The 16,651-nt window shown below is 63.3% G+C and carries 15 protein-coding genes; all 15 read right to left on the bottom strand.

Going from position 1 to position 16,651, the window contains the following annotated elements; translation table 11 throughout:
* Positions 1–3: 3 nt before the first annotated feature.
* The gene (locus ACSQ3E_RS11790; protein ID WP_436122829.1) at positions 4–1,167 is read right to left on the bottom strand and encodes an acyl-CoA dehydrogenase family protein; all 1,164 of its coding nucleotides are present in this window, start codon (positions 1,165–1,167) and stop codon (positions 4–6) included.
* A 34-nt stretch (positions 1,168–1,201) separates the two neighbouring features.
* On the bottom strand, positions 1,202–2,098 hold the full coding sequence (locus ACSQ3E_RS11785; protein ID WP_436122828.1) for an enoyl-CoA hydratase: 897 nt from the start codon (positions 2,096–2,098) through the stop codon (positions 1,202–1,204).
* A gap of 130 nt (positions 2,099–2,228) precedes the next feature.
* Positions 2,229–3,173, bottom strand: coding sequence for an aldo/keto reductase (locus ACSQ3E_RS11780; protein ID WP_436122827.1), 945 nt, complete (start codon positions 3,171–3,173; stop codon positions 2,229–2,231).
* 55 nt (positions 3,174–3,228) lie between these two features.
* Entirely contained in the window at positions 3,229–4,884 is a 1,656-nt protein-coding gene (locus ACSQ3E_RS11775) for a GMC family oxidoreductase (protein ID WP_436122826.1), read from the bottom strand.
* Positions 4,839–5,381 (bottom strand): thioesterase family protein, encoded by a 543-nt coding sequence (locus ACSQ3E_RS11770; protein ID WP_436122825.1) that lies wholly within the window; start codon positions 5,379–5,381, stop codon positions 4,839–4,841. The genes ACSQ3E_RS11775 and ACSQ3E_RS11770 overlap by 46 nt, the downstream gene beginning before the upstream one ends.
* 6 nt (positions 5,382–5,387) lie before the next feature.
* On the bottom strand, positions 5,388–6,092 hold the full coding sequence (locus tag ACSQ3E_RS11765) for an ABC transporter ATP-binding protein (RefSeq protein ID WP_436122824.1): 705 nt from the start codon (positions 6,090–6,092) through the stop codon (positions 5,388–5,390).
* A complete protein-coding gene (locus ACSQ3E_RS11760) occupies positions 6,085–7,848 on the bottom strand; it encodes a branched-chain amino acid ABC transporter ATP-binding protein/permease (protein WP_436122823.1) in 1,764 nt (587 codons plus the stop codon). Before ACSQ3E_RS11760 ends, ACSQ3E_RS11765 begins: the two co-directional genes overlap by 8 nt.
* A 41-nt stretch (positions 7,849–7,889) precedes the next feature.
* Positions 7,890–8,768: a branched-chain amino acid ABC transporter permease gene (locus tag ACSQ3E_RS11755; RefSeq protein WP_310318721.1), complete on the bottom strand. Its 879-nt coding sequence runs from the start codon at positions 8,766–8,768 to the stop codon at positions 7,890–7,892.
* A 252-nt stretch (positions 8,769–9,020) separates the two neighbouring features.
* Complete coding sequence (locus tag ACSQ3E_RS11750) at positions 9,021–9,857, bottom strand: sugar phosphate isomerase/epimerase family protein (RefSeq protein WP_310318718.1); 837 nt, start codon at positions 9,855–9,857, stop codon at positions 9,021–9,023.
* 171 nt (positions 9,858–10,028) lie between these two features.
* Complete coding sequence (locus tag ACSQ3E_RS11745; protein ID WP_436122822.1) at positions 10,029–11,099, bottom strand: BMP family ABC transporter substrate-binding protein; 1,071 nt, start codon at positions 11,097–11,099, stop codon at positions 10,029–10,031.
* A gap of 109 nt (positions 11,100–11,208) precedes the next feature.
* Complete coding sequence (locus ACSQ3E_RS11740; RefSeq protein WP_436122821.1) at positions 11,209–12,123, bottom strand: ABC transporter permease; 915 nt, start codon at positions 12,121–12,123, stop codon at positions 11,209–11,211.
* Positions 12,116–13,216: an ABC transporter permease gene (locus tag ACSQ3E_RS11735; protein WP_310319145.1), complete on the bottom strand. Its 1,101-nt coding sequence runs from the start codon at positions 13,214–13,216 to the stop codon at positions 12,116–12,118. Before ACSQ3E_RS11735 ends, ACSQ3E_RS11740 begins: the two co-directional genes overlap by 8 nt.
* The gene (locus ACSQ3E_RS11730) at positions 13,216–14,793 is read right to left on the bottom strand and encodes an ABC transporter ATP-binding protein (RefSeq protein ID WP_436122820.1); all 1,578 of its coding nucleotides are present in this window, start codon (positions 14,791–14,793) and stop codon (positions 13,216–13,218) included. The genes ACSQ3E_RS11735 and ACSQ3E_RS11730 overlap by 1 nt, the downstream gene beginning before the upstream one ends.
* A 101-nt stretch (positions 14,794–14,894) precedes the next feature.
* The gene (locus ACSQ3E_RS11725) at positions 14,895–15,872 is read right to left on the bottom strand and encodes a quinone oxidoreductase family protein (RefSeq protein ID WP_436122819.1); all 978 of its coding nucleotides are present in this window, start codon (positions 15,870–15,872) and stop codon (positions 14,895–14,897) included.
* 4 nt (positions 15,873–15,876) lie between these two features.
* Positions 15,877–16,617, bottom strand: a complete 741-nt coding sequence (gene pcsA / locus ACSQ3E_RS11720; RefSeq protein WP_436122818.1) for a phosphatidylcholine synthase — start codon at positions 16,615–16,617, stop codon at positions 15,877–15,879.
* Positions 16,618–16,651 lie beyond the last annotated feature (34 nt).

The following is a 16,651-nucleotide window of genomic DNA, read 5'->3' as shown; positions in this document are numbered from 1 at the left end:
CCCTTACGCGCGCGGCAGCCCGAGCATACGCTCGGCGATGATGTTGCGCTGGATCTCGTTCGAGCCGGCATAGATCGGCCCTGCCAGCGAGAAGAAGTAGCCGTCCAGCCAGCGGCCGATGTCACCGGCCTCGGGCGCCGTGCGCAGCAGTTCCGCGCGAGCGCCCAGGATCGACAATGCCGCCTTGTGCATGGCGATGTCCATTTCCGACCAGAAGATCTTGTTGGTGCTGGCCTCGGCACCGATATGGCCGCCGGCGGCAAGCCGCGATGCGGTGGCGTAGATCGACAACGCATAAGCTTCCGCGTCCATCCAGGACTGTAGAACCGCCGTACGCACCGTCGGCTCGACCTCGGCCTCATGCGCCTTGTAGAGCTCGACCAGCTTGCGCGCTGCCACCTGGAAGCGCGCCGGGCTGCGCAGCATCAGGCCGCGCTCGAAGCCGGCGGTTGCCATGCAGATGTTCCAGCCCTCGCCCTCACCGCCGAGACGGTTGAAGGCGGGCACGCGGACGTCGTCGAGGAAGATTTCGGCAAAGCCTGTTTCACCATCGATCTGCGGGATCGCCTGCACCCGCACGCCCGGAGCGTCGAGCGGGAAGAAGATCAGCGACAGGCCCTTGTGGCGCTGCGAGGCCGGATCGGTGCGGAACAGCCCAAAAGCCCAGTCGGCGAAGACGGCGCGCGACGACCAGATCTTGTGGCCCTTGAGCGCATAGTCGTCGCCTTCGAGCACGGCGGTCGCGCGTACAGACGCCAGGTCGGAACCGGCCTGCGGCTCGGACCAGGCCTGCGCCCAGACCTCTTCGCCCGAAGCCATCGCGGTCAGGAAGCGTGCTTTCTGCTCGTCGGTGCCATATTCCATCAGCGTCGGGCCGAGCAGGAAGATGCCGTTCTGGTTGACGCGCAGCGGCGCTCCGGCACGATAATACTCTTCCTCGAAGATCAGCCACTGGATCAGGTCGAGCCCGCGCCCGCCATAGCTCTCCGGCCAGGTCACCATGCCCCAGCGCCCCTCGGCCAGCACGCGCTCCCAGGCGCGATGCGCCTCGAAACCCTCGCGGCTGGCGTCGAAGGACGGCAGCGGCTTGCCGGGCACATGCTTTTCGAGCCAGGAGCGCACTTCCTGGCGGAAGGCCTTCTGCTCGTCGGTGTAATCAAGATCCACGCTTGGAAATTCCCGTTGGTCGTAAGCGGCGGGCTCAGGCCTCGCCGGCCTGCTTCTTGTTGGCCGCGGCCATGCTCCTGGCGTCCTGCCCGCCCAGCGTATTGCCGGTGGTCAGGTCGTTCTGGGCATGGGCGAAATGATGCATGTGGTAGTGCGCATCCATGGCGGTGCGCTTGCCGCGCAAATCCTCGACATGGTTGATCGCTTGTTTGGACAGCCACAGGCCGAGGCGCGGATACTGCGCCAGTTTTTCGGCCATGGCCCGGCCGGCACCTTCCAGTTCGTCACGGGTCACCACCTTGTTGACCATGCCGAACTGTTCGGCGCGTGCCGCCGGCATGCGCTCGCCCATCATCAAAAATTCCTTGGCGACGCGCGGCGGCAGTTCGAAGGCATGCGCGAAATATTCGACGCCGGGAATACCCATGCGCACCACCGGATCCTGGAAGAAGGCGTCGTCGGTGGCGACGATGAAGTCACAGACCCAGGCAAGCATCAGCCCGCCAGCAACGCAGGCGCCCTGCACCAGTGCGATCGTCGGCTTGGGGATGTCGCGCCAGCGCCGGCACATGCCGAGATAGACCTCGTGCTCCCGGGTGTAGAGCATTTCGGCCGCCGGTTTGTTGGTGTGGTCGGACCACATCAGGCGGCGGTCGAAGGTCTTGTTGACATCGCGGCCCGGCGTGCCGATGTCGTGACCGGCGGAAAAATGCTTGCCAGCGCCGCGCAGGATGATGACCTTCACCGCATCGTCGTCGACGGCGCGCTTGAAGGCGTCGTCGAGTGCATAGGTCATCTGCGAGTTCTGGGCGTTGTTGAACGTCGGGCGATTCATCGTCACCCAGGCGATCGGCCCATCGGTTTCGTAGAGAACCGGCTCGGTGGTCTCATAGGCGATGCCTGCCGTGCGCGGCTCAACCAGATCGCTCATATCAAGGGTTTCCGCTGACAATTCAACTTGGTAGCTCAAGGGAAACTACGTTCCCCGCCAACGGGTGCAATCGTCCAAAGGGACTAACGCGCGACCAACTTTGTGCGCCGCACAATCACCTGCCGCACGATCATTGGCAGATCGTGTCGATCTCGGCGAGCTCGACTGCCGTCAGTTTCCACGAGGCCGCTGCCGCATTGGCCACCACCTGCTCGGGACGGGTGGCACCCGCAATCACGCTGGACACGATCGGCTGGCAGGCCAGCCAGGAGAACGCCAGTTCCAGGATGGTGCGTCCGCGTGCCTCGCTGAAGGCGATCAGCTTTTCGACCTTGTCGAGATTGGTCTCGGTCAGGCCGGACTTGAAATAGGCCATGTTCATGCGCGTGTCCTCGGGCAGCGCCTGGCCCTTGCGGTACTTGCCGGTCAAAAGGCCGCTCGCCAGCGGGAAATAGGGCAACAGCGTCATGCCGGTGCGGCGCATCGCCGGGAACAGTTCGGTCTCGGCCGTGCGCGAGATGAGATTGTATTCGGCCTGGGTGGACTGCAGGCTGTGCAGATTGTGATGGCGCGACGTCCAGCTGGCATCGACCAGCATCCAGGCCGGCAGGTTCGAGCAGCCGAGATAGCGCACCTTGCCCTGCTTCAAGAGATCGTCGAGCGCCCTCAGCGTCTCCTCGACCGGCGTCTGCGGATCGGGGAAATGGTACTGGTAGAGGTCGATGTAGTCGGTCCTGAGCCGGCGCAGGCTGTCTTCGACGGCATTCATGATGTAGCCGCGCGAGCCGTTGTAGCGGCTGCTCTTCTCGCGGTTGAGCGGCGAGGCAAACTTGGTCGCAAGCACTACATCCTTGCGGCGGTCGCCGAGCACCTCGCCCAGCGTGATCTCCGATCCGCCATTGACGCCATAGGAATCCGAAGTATCGAGCAGCGTGATGCCGGCATCGAGCGCCGCATGCACCACCTTGCGGGCACCCTCGGTGTCGAGCGCTTTGATCATGCCGCCGAAATTGTTGCAGCCGAGACCGACCACCGAAACCTCAAGGCCCGTGCGGCCGAGAACGCGCTTTTCCATCTCGTCTACTCCATCATCTTCGTTCGCTAACTAAGGTATTTCGCCGGCAAACGGCTTAGGAAGCCGCCTTGATCATGTCCGCAGCCTTCTCCGCGATCATTACAGTGGCCGCGTAAGTGTTGCCGTTGACCAGCACGGGCATGATCGACGCATCCGCCACGCGCAGCCTTTCGACGCCACGCACCCGCAACTGCGGATCGACAACGGAGTCGGCGTCCGCGCCCATCCGGCACGTGCCGGCGGCATGGTAGTGCGTCACTGCCGTCGCCAGTATGTCCTCGGCTATATCGTCGAGCGAACGGATCGGCCGCGCCGGCAACAGTTCCTTGTCGAGCACGCCGCGCAGCGCCGGCTGGTTGACGATGGCGCGGGTCCGGTCGGCACCTTCCACCAGGATATGGAGATCGCGCGGATCGGCGAAATAGTTCGGCGAGATCGCGGCATGCGCCATCGGATCGGCCGACTTCAACGTCACCTGCCCGCGGCTGTAAGGCGAACCGTGGTTGAGCAGCAGCGTAAAACCGTGTTCCCTCGGCAGGATGCCGAGCACACCCGGACCACGGCGGATCACCGTCGCCGGCGCCATGCAGACCTGGATTTCGCTGCTGGGATCGCCCTCGATGGCATGGAAGTAGCCTGATGTCGGAAAGAGCCCGCGGCTCAGCACCCCGCGACGCTGCAGCACATACTGTGCCCCTGCCTTCAACGCACCCCACGGTTTGACGTGGCTGTAGGCGCTGACCGGCTTGGTCGTCGTGTACATCAGCCGGTACATCGGGTGGTTCTGCAAGTTCCGGCCAACCTCGTAGCGGTCGGCAGCTACCTTGATGCCAAGGCGCTGCAAGCTGGCCGCGTCGCCGACGCCCGACAGCATCAGCAGTTGCGGCGAGTTGACCGCGCCACCGCTGAGGATCACTTCCTTGACCGCCCGCGCTACGCAAGGCCGGCCCTCATGGGCAAACACCACTCCAGTCGCGATCCCCGCCTCGATCACCACCCGCTTGACCGGCGCGTTGACGATCAGCGTCAGGTTCGGCCGCTTCAGCGCCGGATGCAGGAAAGCCGCAGCGGTGCTCGAGCGCTTGCCTTTTCCGATTGTCAGGTCGACATGGCCGAACGCCTCAGGCGCATCCTTGTTGAGGTCGTCGGTAAGCGGCAGGCCTTCCCCCGCCGCCGCATCGAGGAACATGTCGCAGACAGGCGCCGTGCCTTGTCCCTTCGACACCTGCATCGGCCCGCTGCCGCCATGAATGTCGCTGGCGCCGCGCTCATTGGTCTCGGATTTCTTGAAATAGGGCAGGACGTCGTCATAGCCCCAGCCGTCGTTGCCCAGCGCCTTCCAGTTGTCGTAGTCCCGACGGTGGCCGCGCATGTACATCATGCCGTTGATCGAGCTCGACCCACCGACGATCTTGCCTTGCGCCCAATAGAGCTTGCGGCCGCCAAACGCTTCCACCGGCTCGCTTTCGTAGCTCCAGTTGTAGGCCGGATGCGTGCCGGTCACGACATTGGCGCCGGGAATGCGGAGCAGCATGCCCTTATCCGGCCCGCCGGCCTCGATGACAGCGACGCGCACATTGGGGTTCTCGGACAGACGTGCGGCAAGCACGCAGCCGGCAGCGCCCGCGCCGACGACGACATAGTCGAATTCGAGGTCGCTGAACGTCACGTCCTTGCCCTGAAGTCTCGCCGTGCCACACCCTTCGGCCATGACAGCCGCGCGTGCTCCTGGGCAAGTCGCGTCAACGGATCGGCAACCGCCGCCTCGACAATCCTGGCTGCCTTGCGCAGCCTGAGGTCGACATGGATCGACAAGCCTTCCACCGTCGCCGCGCGGTAATTCTGGTCGACGTTCCACAGTTCGTGGAAATGGTGGACGCGCTTGAGGTCGGTCCACAGCACGATGCTGCGCGCCTCGAGCTTTGCTTCCGGCATCAGCTCGCGTTCGTAGCGAACGCTCTTTTCCAGCCGGAAGAAGCTGTAGCTGGTGCGCCTGATGTAGTCGTCATGGATGCCGAAGACCTCGAACAGGTCGCTTTCGGCGATGTCGAAAACATGGTCGTACCAGGACACGTTCATGTGCCGGTTGACGTCGAGCCAGTGCGGCTCGACCTTGCCCCGGAAGCTGACGTAGGGGCGCGGCCCGTTTTCAGGGTCTCCGGCATTCGCGCCCGAGACCTCGTCCCTGATCGCGCCCTCGTCATTCATCAGCTCTTACTCCGCCGCGTCAGCCGGAGCGTTCAGCTTCTCGTCCAGTTCGGAGGCGAGGCAGGAGAACTTCACCTGCCCGCGCTCGATGATCATCGCACGGTCGGCATAGGGTGCGGTAACCGCCAGATGCTGCTCGACGATGACCACAGCCGTGCCCGTCTGCGCCCAGCGGCGCAGGAAGGCGAGGATCGGCGGCAACAGCGCCTGGGCGAGACCCATCGATGGCTCGTCGCAGAGAAGCACCTTGGGCTGGGCAATGAAGGCCTGGCCCAGCGCCAGCATCTGCTGCTGGCCGCCCGACAGATCGCGGGCGTAGAGCTTCTGCTTCTCCTTCAGGATCGGGAAGACCGAATAGATCTCTTCGACCGCGTTGTTGAAGCCGGCACGATCGCCGCGACGGGCGGCGGCCCCCATGCGCAGGTTGTCGAACACACTAAGCTCGGGAAACACCCGGTGCCCGTCGAGCACCAGGCGCAGGCCCGACTGCGCGATCTTTTCAGGGGCCTGCCCGCCGATCGGCTTGCCGTCGAGCAGGATATGGCCGCTGTCGGGCTTGTTGAAGCCGGCGATCGCCCGCATCAGCGTCGATTTGCCGGCGCCATTCTCGCCGCCGATGAGCAGGATCTCGCCCGCCTTGGCGGTCAGCGACACATCGCGCAGCACCGGGATGGTGCCATAGCCTGCAACCAGATTCTTGACCTCAAGCATGGCGCGACCCCACGAACATATGCTGCACCGCCGGGTCCTTGGCGACCACGTCCGGCTTGCCTGAAGAAACCACCCGGCCCTGCTCCAACACCGTGATGGTGTCGGCAATGCCCCACACCAGGTCGAGATCGTGCTCGACGAGGATGACGGTCTTGCCCATCTGGCGGCTCAGGAACTTGACGAGATTGGCGAAGTTGGTGCGCTCGCCCTGCGACAGGCCGGCGGCCGGTTCGTCGAACAACACGATTGTCGCTTCCTTCAGCACCGTGCGCATCACTTCGACCAGACGGCGCTGGCCATGCGAGAGAAGGTTGGCGCTGTCCTGGCCGAAGCTTTCCTCCATCGCCTTGGCGAGTGCGGTGACATCGGCACTGGCCGGTCCGACGCGGGCGTCCATGCCGATCTTCAGATTGTCCCACAGGGACAGCTGGGTGAAGATCCGCGGCGCCTGGAAGGTGCGGCCGAGGCTCATATTGGCGATGCGGTCGGCGGCCATGTTGGTGGCATCGATGCCGTTGATCATGAACGAGCCGGTGTTCAGGCGCGACAGGCCGCTCAGCACGTTGAGCAGGCTGGTCTTGCCCGAGCCGTTGGCGCCGATCAGGCCGTGCACCTCGCCCTTGCGGACCTTGAGGTCGACGGCACTGACGGCCACCACTTCGCCGAACTTCTTGGTGCCGTTGCGCACCTCGACAGCGATCTCCTCGCTCGGCTCGCGCAGCGTCTTGCCGGCCTGCAGGTCGGCCAGAAAACCGTCGATGCGGAAGGCCTGCTCACCACCACCTGATTGCTTGCGCTTGGCGCGCAGGCGCTCGACAGAGCCGACGATGCCATCGGGGAAAGCCATCACGGCGAGAAGCGTCAGGCAGCCATACATCAAGAGGCGGTATTCGACGAAACCGGCCAGCAGGATGTTCGGCAGGATGTATACGATCCAGATGCCGATGATGGGGCCGAGCATCTGCCCACGACCGCCGACGACCACCGCGAAGAAGAAGACGAAGGACAGCTCGATGTTGAAGCCCTGCGGGCTGACGAAGGCCACCGTCGGCAGATAGAGGATACCGCAGATGCCGGTGCCGATCGACGCGACGATGAAGGCAAGGAAACGCATCACGCCCGGCTTGATGCCGAGGGAACGCGCCGCTTCCGGGCTAAGTGCTGCCACGAACATGCTGCGGCCGAGCTTCGAGCGGCGGATGCCATAATGGACGAACAGCGCGATCATCGGGAACACGGCGACCGCGATGGCTAGCGGCGACATGCTGCCCACGATCGGATTGGTCAGCGCCGGAACGGTGACGCTGATGCCGTTGATGCCGTTGGTCCATTTGTCGAGCGTCACAAGCAGCTGCGGGAAAACGATCGCCGCGCTCATGGTAACGAAGCCGAGATGGAAGCCTTGGACACGCAGCGCTGGCAAGGCAAACAGCAGGCCACCGAGCATGGCAGCAACGATGCCGCCCATCGAAGCCGCGGCAAACGACCATTCATGCAGGCCGTAAAGGATCGCCGCGACATAGGCGGCAAGCCCGAGGATGGCGCCCTGGCCGAACGACTTCTGGCCGGCATCGACGAACAGCATGTTCTGGAAGATGGCGGCGGCGATGTAGATGTTCACCAGCTGGAAGGTGTGGATCCAGTAGGAGTTGCCGGCAATCACAGGACCGAAGCCGGTGATCGCGATCAGCGCCACACCGATCCAGACCTGCGTCAGGTCGGAGTTGAAGCGGCCTTTCGGCTTGGTTTGAGCCATGGAAACAGGTCCGGTTTGTACGTTTGCGGTCGCCTGCATGGTCACACCCGCCTTGCGCCGACGCGCCCGAACAGGCCCTGCGGCCGGAACATCAGGATCAGCACCAGCACCAGCAGCGACGCCAGGTCCTGGTACGCGCCGCCGACCTTGTAGGCGGTCAGCATGGCCACTACGCCCACCAGCGGCCCGCCGATCAGCGTGCCAGCGTTGGAGCCGATGCCGCCGACCACGGCAGCGACGAAGCCGTTGAGCACGTATTTCAGGCCGGCATCAGGGCTGACCGAGATGACCGGCGCCACCAGGAAGCCGACGGTTCCGACCATCAGGCCGCTGATCGCAAATGAGATGAGCTGAAGCCGGCGCACCGGCAGGCCTGCTGCGCGCGCGGCGTCGAAATCCTGCGACAGCGCGCTGATGGCAAGGCCGATGAAGGTCCGGCGCAGGAAGTAGCGCAGCGCAAAGAACCAGAAGAACATCGCGATGATCGCCAGAGCATAGGCGCCCGGCGTGCGCGTCCCAAGAATACGGAAGCTCGGCACGATGCTTTGCACCGAATAGGCGAACGGCCCCTGCGTGATCATCAAAAGTGCCGCCACGATCACCGAGACCGACACCGTCGAGATCAGCCAGCTGTCCTGCTCAACGGACGAGCGCAGCGGCAGAAGCGTGATGTAGCCCTGGAAGGCGACGATTGCGGCAATGCCCAGGCCAGTCAGCAGCAGCATCAGGCTCCACTGGCCGAGCCCGACCTGATTGGCCAGGAAATAGGCGGCGAAACCGCCGAGGATGAACATGTTGCCCTGGGCGAAGTTGAAGATGTTCGTCGCGCCGTGGACGATATTGAAGCTCATCGCGATGGTGGCGAAGATCGACCCGATGGCGATCCCGCGTATCACGATGATCAGTATTTCGCTGAGCATAAGCTCGCCTCCCTGACTTCACTTATGAGCCTGCCTTGCCTGCACCGCGGGCAAGCCCGGAACACCGACGAGGGAGGCGTATTTTGAGGTCAGCTTATGCGTGCCATCAGCAGCCGCAACATCGTTCGAACGGACTAACGGCAATTGCAGGCAAACGCAGCATTTGACTGCCCGCTGCGAGGCCTGGATTCGGTCGGTCTACGGCAACATCGCCGCCACCATCGATCACCAGATTCCGCGGCGACAGCATGGTCAGGAGAAGCAGGCACGTGCCGTGTCGAACGACGTTTTCGCCGCTTCATTCAGATCAAGAGCCGCGAGATCTGGCGAGATCACCTCGACGCTGAGAGGCACGGAGACGCCCAATGCATCAAGCGTTGCGGCGAAACCTGCAAGGTCGAAACCGCCCTGCCCGCACAGCCTGCGGTTCATGGTCTCCGTCGAGCGCTGACCGGTGGGTACTTTATCGGCGTCGTTCACCTGCACGCACAGGATCTTGTCGGCAGGTATCCGCCTGAGATCGGCCAGCGGCACATCGGCACGGAAGACGTGCCACGAATCGATCACCAGCCCGGCATTGGGAATATCGCCCATGATCGCCAGTGCCGTGTCCACATCCCGCACATTGCCCCAGGCCACCAGCTCCAGCGCGATCGTAAGTCCGTGTTCGGCCGCCCTGCCGCAGAGCTCGCGGAACTTCAGCTGCATCGTCTCGAGCGGAACGCTGCGCTCGCCAAGATCGGGCCCGACGTTGACCACCGTTGCGCCGAAGGCGGCGGCCGCCCGAAACGCCGTCTCCTCGTTGCGGCGCGAGATGAGCCCCGCCTCGCCATCCATGAACCAGTCCGTCAGGAACTCGACCGACACATGCTTCATGCCATGAGCATCGAGAATGGCGCGCAGCTCGCCGTCGCCAAACCCGCGTGCCCGCTGCTCGGCATAGTCGCGGAAATGCAGGCACATGCCGGTGTAGCCGGCCTCCGCACAGGCTTCGACACGCTCGGCAAAACCATGGCGCGAGGCAACGGGGCTGCCGGGTATGACGCCGCTGATCGTGTGCGAGCTGCAGATGTATTCGCGCGTCTTCATTGGTCGTCCCGGTGCTGGCTGCAATCGGCCCAAAATGTCCCTCAGGCATCAGGCATACAGGTCCATTCGGACTAGGCGCCAGCGGCATGCGGCGCCTGAAACGAAAAACCCCCGGCATGACCGGGGGCTTTCCTTGAGCCGCGAGATGTCCCGCGGCCGATATCGATCCGCTTACTGCGGCAGCTTGTCGTCCACGCCCTTGACATAGAAGTTCAGGCCGAGCAGCACCGAATCCTGGGCCACTTCGCCGGCCTTCAGCCATTCCGTGCCGTCCTGCTTGGTGACGGGACCGGTGAACGGGTTGAAGGCGCCCGACTTGATCTTGGCTTCGGTTTCCTCGGCCAGCTTCTTGGTCTCGTCCGACATGTTGGCGTAGCCCGCCATGACGACGTGGCCTTCCTTCATGCCGCCCCAGACGTCGCTCTGCTTCCAGGTGCCGTCGATGACTTCCTTGATGCGCTCGATGTAGTACGGACCCCAGTCGTCGACGATCGAGGTCAGCTGCGTGGTCGGGCCGAACTTGATCATGTCCGAAGCCTGGCCGAACGCCTTGATGCCGCGCTCGGTCGCAACCTGCATCGGCGCGGTCGAGTCAGTGTGCTGGGTGATGATGTCGACGCCCTGGTCGATCAGCGCCTTGGCAGCGTCGGCTTCCTTGCCGGCGTCGAACCAGGTGTTGGCCCACACCACCTTGACCTTGAAGTCAGGGTTGACCGACTGCGCACCGAGCATGAACGAGTTGATGCCCATCACCACTTCCGGAATCGGGAAGGAGGCGATGTAGCCGGCAACGCCGGTCTTGGATTCCTTGGCGGCGATCACGCCCTGGATGTAGCGGCCTTCATGGAACTTCGAGTTGAAGGTCGCGACGTTCGGATGCTCGCGCTTGTAGCCAGTGGCGTGCTCGAACTTCACGTCCGGGAACTTGCCAGCGACCTTGTTGAGCGGATCCATGTAGCCGAAGGACGTCGCGAAGATGATGTTGCAGCCCGAACGCGCGAAACGCTCGATGGCACGCTCGGCATCGGCACCTTCCGGCACGCTTTCGAGATAGGCAGTCTCGAGCTCGTCGCCGAACTTCGCCTTGGCTTCCAGCAGGCCCTGGTGGTGCTGGTAAGAGTAACCGAAGTCACCGATCGGGCCGACATAGATCCAGCACGCCTTGACCTTGGCCTCGGCAGCCACGGTGCCGAACGACATGACGGCGGCAGCCGCTGCCAACGACATAATTGTCTTCTTCATACTTTTGTTCCTCTAGTGGTTGCCCGGGGCACTATCCCATCCATTTATAGTCCCACAGACATGATCTTTACTTCAAACCACGATGTTGGTTCGAGTCGAAATCATGTCCTTAGCGATCTGGCACAAACGGCCGCCCCAATGAAGCCGGAGTGTTCACCATCGTCAGTCGCCTGTTGCGCGAAATCAGCACAAGGACAACGACGGTCGCCAGATAGGGTAGCGAAGAAAGCAGCTGCGATGGCACACCGATGCCCAGAGCCTGGGCATGCAGCTGACCGATCGAAACCGCCCCGAAAAGATAGGCGCCCGCAAGCACCCGCCACGGCCGCCAGGATGCGAAGACGACGAGCGCCAGCGCGATCCAGCCGCGCCCGGCCGTCATGTTCTCGTTCCACTGCGGCGTGTAGACCAGCGACAAATAGGCGCCGGCGAGACCGGCACAGGCGCCGCCGAACATCACCGCCATGTAACGGATGGCGATGACCTTGATGCCGAGCGCATGCGCCGAGGTGTGGTTGTCGCCGATCGAGCGCAAGGTAAGGCCAGCGCGGGTGCGAAACAGGAAGTAGGCCACGCCTGCGGTCAGCGCGATCGAGACGTAGAACAGCGGGTCCTGGCCAAACAAGAGCTTGCCCACCACGGGCAGGTCGCTGAGGCCCGGGATGTAGAGGTAGCTCATCTTGACGCCGGGCAGGCCGACGAAGCTCTCGCCCAGCATGCCGGCAAGGCCGAGGCCGAGCAGCGTCAGCGCAAGGCCCGTCGCCACCTGGTTGGTCACCAGCGTCAGTGTCAGGAAGCCGAACAGCAGCGAAAACAGCGCGCCGACGATGATCGCGGCAACAACGCCGAGCCAAGGCGAGCCGGTCGTCAGCGCAACGCCGAAGCCGGTCACTGCGCCCATCACCATCATGCCTTCGACGCCGAGATTGAGCACGCCAGAGCGCTCGACCACCACTTCGCCGACGGCCGCGATCAACAGCGGAGTTGCCGCCGTCGCAATCGTTATCAGGATATCTTCAAACATTTTGCGTGGCCTCCACGGTCTTTGCAGCGGAGGCGCCAACAAAGCGGATGCGGTAAAGAATGAGCGTGTCGCAAGCGAGCACGAAGAACAGCAGCATGCCCTGGAAGGCGCGCACCACCTTGTCCGAGACGCCGATCGAGATCTGCGCCGCTTCGCCGCCGAGATAAGACAGCGCCAGCACCAGGCCCGCAGCGATGATGCCGAGCGGGTTCAGGCGTCCGAGGAAAGCAACGATGATCGCGGCAAAGCCGTAGCCGGGCGAAATCGTCGGCCTCAGCTGGCCGATTGCACCTGAGACTTCCGAAATGCCGGCAAGACCGGCAAGGCCGCCCGACACCAGAAAGGCGAAGAACACCATGCGCGACTGCGAGAAGCCGGCAAAGCGCCCTGCTCGCGGGCTCTGCCCCAGCACCAGCACCTCAAAACCTTTCAAGGTACGCGACAGCATGAACCAGAGCGCAACCGCCGCGACGATGGCGAAGACAAAGCCCCAGTTGGCGCGGCCCGAAGCCGACCAGATTTCGGGCAGCACAGCACTCGGGCTGAAGGTACGCGTCTCCGGGAAGTTCATGCCTGCCGGGTTGCGCCATGGACCGCGCACCATCCAGTCAAGGAACAGCTGCGCGACATAGACCAGCATCAGGCTGGTCAGGATCTCGTTGGTGTTGAAGCGCACCTTGAGATAGGCTGGAATGGCGCCATAGGCGGCACCTCCGGCAATGCCCATCAACAGCATCAGCGGCAGCACGATCCACGACTGGAAGTCGGGGAACATCACCGGCAGGATCGAGCCGACGATCGCGCCGACAATGAACTGGCCTTCGGCGCCGATGTTCCAGTTGTTGGAGAGGTAGCAGATCGACAGGCCGACCGCGATCAGGATCAGCGGCGCTGCCTTGACCGCCAGCTCATGCAGCGACCAGACCTCGCGCAGCGGATCAATGAAGTAATAATAGAGCGCTTCGACCGGGTTCTTGCCGAGCACGCTGAACATGATCGCGCCAGCGATCAGAGTCAGCCCGAGTGCGATGAAGGGCGACAGTGCCGCAAAAAGCTTGGAGCGTTCGGGACGTTTGACGAGTTCGATACGCATCATGCCACCTCCTTCGCATGGTCGAGGTGACCGGGTTCGGCACCGCCCATCAACAGGCCGATGCGTTCGAGCGTGGCGTCGGCGATCGGGATCGGCTTGGACAGTTCGCCATTGTGCATGACCGCGATCGAGTCGGAGATTTCAAACAGCTCGTCGAGATCCTGGCTGATCACCAGCACCGCCGAGCCGTTGCGGGCGAGTTCGATCAGCGCCTGACGGATACGCGCGGCGGCACCGGCGTCGACGCCCCAGGTTGGCTGGTTGACCACCATCACGGCCGGGTTGCGGTCAAGCTCGCGGCCGATGATGAACTTCTGCAAGTTGCCACCCGAAAGGGCTGCGGCTTCCGGATCGGGCGCGCTCTTGCGAACGTCCATCACCTCGATGATGCGCTGCGCCGCCTTCTGGATCGCGCCCGACTTGACCATGCCGGCTGTGCCGACAAAGGCCTTGCCGTCAGTGGCGTGGCGCGACAGCAGGAGATTGTCCGACAGCCGCATGCGCGGGGCCGCACCGTGACCCAGGCGTTCTTCCGGCACGAAGGCCGCGCCCAGCAGGCGGCGCGCCGAAATGCCCATGCGCCCGGCCGACTTGCCGCGAATGCGGACGGCGTCGGCACTTTCCTGCAGCGCCTCACCCGAAATCGCCTCGAACAGCTCGCCCTGGCCGTTGCCGGCGACACCGGCAATGCCGATGACTTCGCCGCCGGCGACGCTCAGCCAGATGTTCTTGAGCGGCATCGAGAACGGCCCTGCCGGCTTGCGGCTCATGCCGCAGATGCTGAGCAGTTCCTCGCCGCGCACGGATGCCGTGGTGCGCTCGGCGTTCTTGACCTCGGTGCCGACCATCATGCGGGCCAGCGAGGATGGCGTCTCGAGCCGGGGATTGCAGTGCCCCACAACCTTGCCGTGTCGCATGATCGTGGCGCTGTCGCAGAGCCGGCGGACTTCGTCGAGGCGATGCGAGATGTAGAGGATCGATTTGCCCTCGGAGCGCAGGCGCTCCAGCGTCTCGAACAGCTTGTCGGCTTCCTGCGGCGTCAGCACCGAAGTCGGCTCGTCGAGAATGATCAGATCAGGCGTCTGCAGCAGGCAGCGGATGATCTCGATGCGCTGGCGTTCGCCCACCGAAAGATCGCCGACAAGCGAGTCCGGATCGAGCGGCAGGCCGTAGCTGTAGGAGAGTGCACGCGCCTTGGCGGCAATGGTGCCGATCGGTGTGTCGTCGGCCAGGGAAAGGGCGATATTTTCGGCCGCGGTCAGCGCCTCGAACAGCGAAAAATGCTGGAAAACCATGCCGATGCCGAGTTTCTTGGCAACGCCCGGGCTGGTGATCCTGACGGGCTGGCCGTTCCAGCTGATTTCGCCGGCATTGGGCTCCAGCGAGCCGAACAGCATCTTCACCAGCGTCGATTTGCCGGCGCCGTTTTCACCAAGCAGGGCATGGATTTCGCCCTTCGCGATGGTCAGGTCGACCTGGTCGCACGCCTTTAGAGTGCCGAATATCTTCGTCAGGCCGCGAACCTCAAGCAGGTTCCGACCATTGGCTAAAGGGGTTGTGTCCACAACGCCTCCCATGTCAGTTCTTTATTATGTTCCCGGGAGCATGGTAGGCGCGTCCTGCTCCCGGCGCAAAGCATGTCAGAAGTTGAAAGAGCTTCAAGAATTCTAGCGAAAACTCAAGGGATAAGTACGGTCGTCCCCGTCGTCTTGCGGCCTTCCAGATCGGCATGAGCCTGAGCCACGTCGCGTAGCGCATAACGCTGGTTGATCCTGATTTCGACGGCGCCGTTCAGCACCACATCGAACAATGCGTCAGCCGACTTTACCATATCTTCGCGCCGCGCATTGTAGACAAACAGCGTCGGCCGGGTGGCAAACAGCGAGCCCTTCTGCGCCAGCAGCGAGATGCTGAACGGCGGGATCGGTCCAGAGGACTGGCCGAAGCTGACGAAGGTTCCCAACGGCCTAAGGCAGTCGAGCGAACCGGGAAACGTATCGTTGCCGACGGAATCGTAGACGACGTCGCATTTCCTGCCGCCGGTGATGGCAGCCACCTCGGCGACGAAATCCTGACTGCGATAGTTGATGACGTGGTCGAAGCCATGCGCCCTGGCGAGCTCGCCCTTGTCGTCCGAGCCCACCGTGCCGATGACGGTCGCCCCGAGATGCTTGGCCCACTGCCCCAGGATCAGTCCGACGCCGCCGGCAGCGGCATGGTAGAGAACAACATCGCCGGCCTTCACCTTGAAGGTGCGCAGCAGCAGATACTCGGCGGTCATACCTTTCAGCATCATCGCCGCCGCCTGCTCATCGCTGATGCCGTCAGGCAGCTTCACCAGCTTGTCAGCGGCAATCACCCGTTGCTCGCAATAGGCGCCTGTCGGAACGGAATAGGCAACGCGGTCGCCGACGGAAACCCAGTCGACGCCCTCGCCCAGTTCCAGCACCACGCCGGCCGCCTCGCCGCCGGGTGTTACCGGCATGCCGGCCGGCGCCGGGTAGAGCCCAGTGCGGAAATAGACGTCGATGAAGTTGAGACCGATGGCCGTATGGCGGATAAGCGCCTGGCCGGGACCCGGGCGGCCGACGTCGGCGTCTTCGTAAGTCAGCGCTTCGGGGCCGCCGTGGGCATGAACGCGTATGGCTTTGGGCACGTCTTCAGTCTTTCTCTGTCTCGCTTGCCGGCTTGCCGCCGAGATTGGGGAAGAACTGCATCACGCCGCCGATGAAGAACAGGTAGAGGCCGCTGATGGCGATGCCGATCTTGACCCATTCGCTGGCATCCATGTGCTGCCACAACGCAACGCCGCCAAACGCACACCAGATCAGCGTCACCGGCAGGTTGATGTTCCTCAGCCTGACGACCCGCACCGGGTGCAGGAAATTCATCGGCACAAACGTCAGTATGCCGGCGATGACAACCACCGCGAACGACACCCATTGTCCCGGCTCGATGACGAACAGCGTGAACACCACCATGTTCCAGACGACGGGAAAACCCTTGAAGAAGTTCTCCTTCGTCTTCATGCCGGTGTCGGCATAGTAGATGGCGCTCGACACCACGATGATCGCCCCCGACAGGAACGACAGCCCCTCGCCCATGAAGCCGCTCTGGTAGAGCGCAAAGGCGGGGATCAGCACGTAGGTGACGTAGTCGATGATGTTGTCAAGCAACTCGCCCGACCATGTCGGCAGGATTTCCTTGACCTCGAGCTTGCGCGCGATCGGCCCGTCGATGCCGTCGACGAACAGGGCCAGCCCCAGCCACCAGAACATTGCCGTCCAGCGCTCTTCACTCGCCGCAACCAGCGACAGGAAGGCCAGGAACGAACCCGATGCGGTGAGAAGATGGACCGAAAAGGCCCGCGCCTGCGGCCATGTGACTTTCTTAGGCTTCACGTTTCCCGCCAATCATTTTGCAGAATTGAGCCGA

The organism is Aminobacter sp. LjRoot7 (assembly GCF_964252895.1).
Taxonomy (GTDB): Bacteria; Pseudomonadota; Alphaproteobacteria; order Rhizobiales; family Rhizobiaceae; genus Aminobacter; species Aminobacter aminovorans_B.
The sequence above is the reverse complement of the archived record's forward strand: the minus strand, read 5'-3'. Positions and strand labels throughout refer to the sequence as shown.

Bases quoted from the DNA above. Each gene is read 5' to 3' on its own strand.
- ACSQ3E_RS11785 (WP_436122828.1), bottom strand. From the start codon at position 2,098: ATGAGCGATCTGGTTGAGCCGCGCACGGCAGGCATCGCCTATGAGACC.
- ACSQ3E_RS11780 (WP_436122827.1), bottom strand. From the start codon at position 3,173: ATGGAAAAGCGCGTTCTCGGCCGCACGGGCCTTGAGGTTTCGGTGGTC.
- ACSQ3E_RS11775 (WP_436122826.1), bottom strand. From the start codon at position 4,884: ATGGCCGAAGGGTGTGGCACGGCGAGACTTCAGGGCAAGGACGTGACG.
- ACSQ3E_RS11770 (WP_436122825.1), bottom strand. From the start codon at position 5,381: ATGAATGACGAGGGCGCGATCAGGGACGAGGTCTCGGGCGCGAATGCC.
- ACSQ3E_RS11765 (WP_436122824.1), bottom strand. From the start codon at position 6,092: ATGCTTGAGGTCAAGAATCTGGTTGCAGGCTATGGCACCATCCCGGTG.
- ACSQ3E_RS11760 (WP_436122823.1), bottom strand. From the start codon at position 7,848: ATGGCTCAAACCAAGCCGAAAGGCCGCTTCAACTCCGACCTGACGCAG.
- ACSQ3E_RS11755 (WP_310318721.1), bottom strand. From the start codon at position 8,768: ATGCTCAGCGAAATACTGATCATCGTGATACGCGGGATCGCCATCGGG.
- ACSQ3E_RS11750 (WP_310318718.1), bottom strand. From the start codon at position 9,857: ATGAAGACGCGCGAATACATCTGCAGCTCGCACACGATCAGCGGCGTC.
- ACSQ3E_RS11745 (WP_436122822.1), bottom strand. From the start codon at position 11,099: ATGAAGAAGACAATTATGTCGTTGGCAGCGGCTGCCGCCGTCATGTCG.
- ACSQ3E_RS11740 (WP_436122821.1), bottom strand. From the start codon at position 12,123: ATGTTTGAAGATATCCTGATAACGATTGCGACGGCGGCAACTCCGCTG.
- ACSQ3E_RS11735 (WP_310319145.1), bottom strand. From the start codon at position 13,216: ATGCGTATCGAACTCGTCAAACGTCCCGAACGCTCCAAGCTTTTTGCG.
- ACSQ3E_RS11730 (WP_436122820.1), bottom strand. From the start codon at position 14,793: ATGGGAGGCGTTGTGGACACAACCCCTTTAGCCAATGGTCGGAACCTG.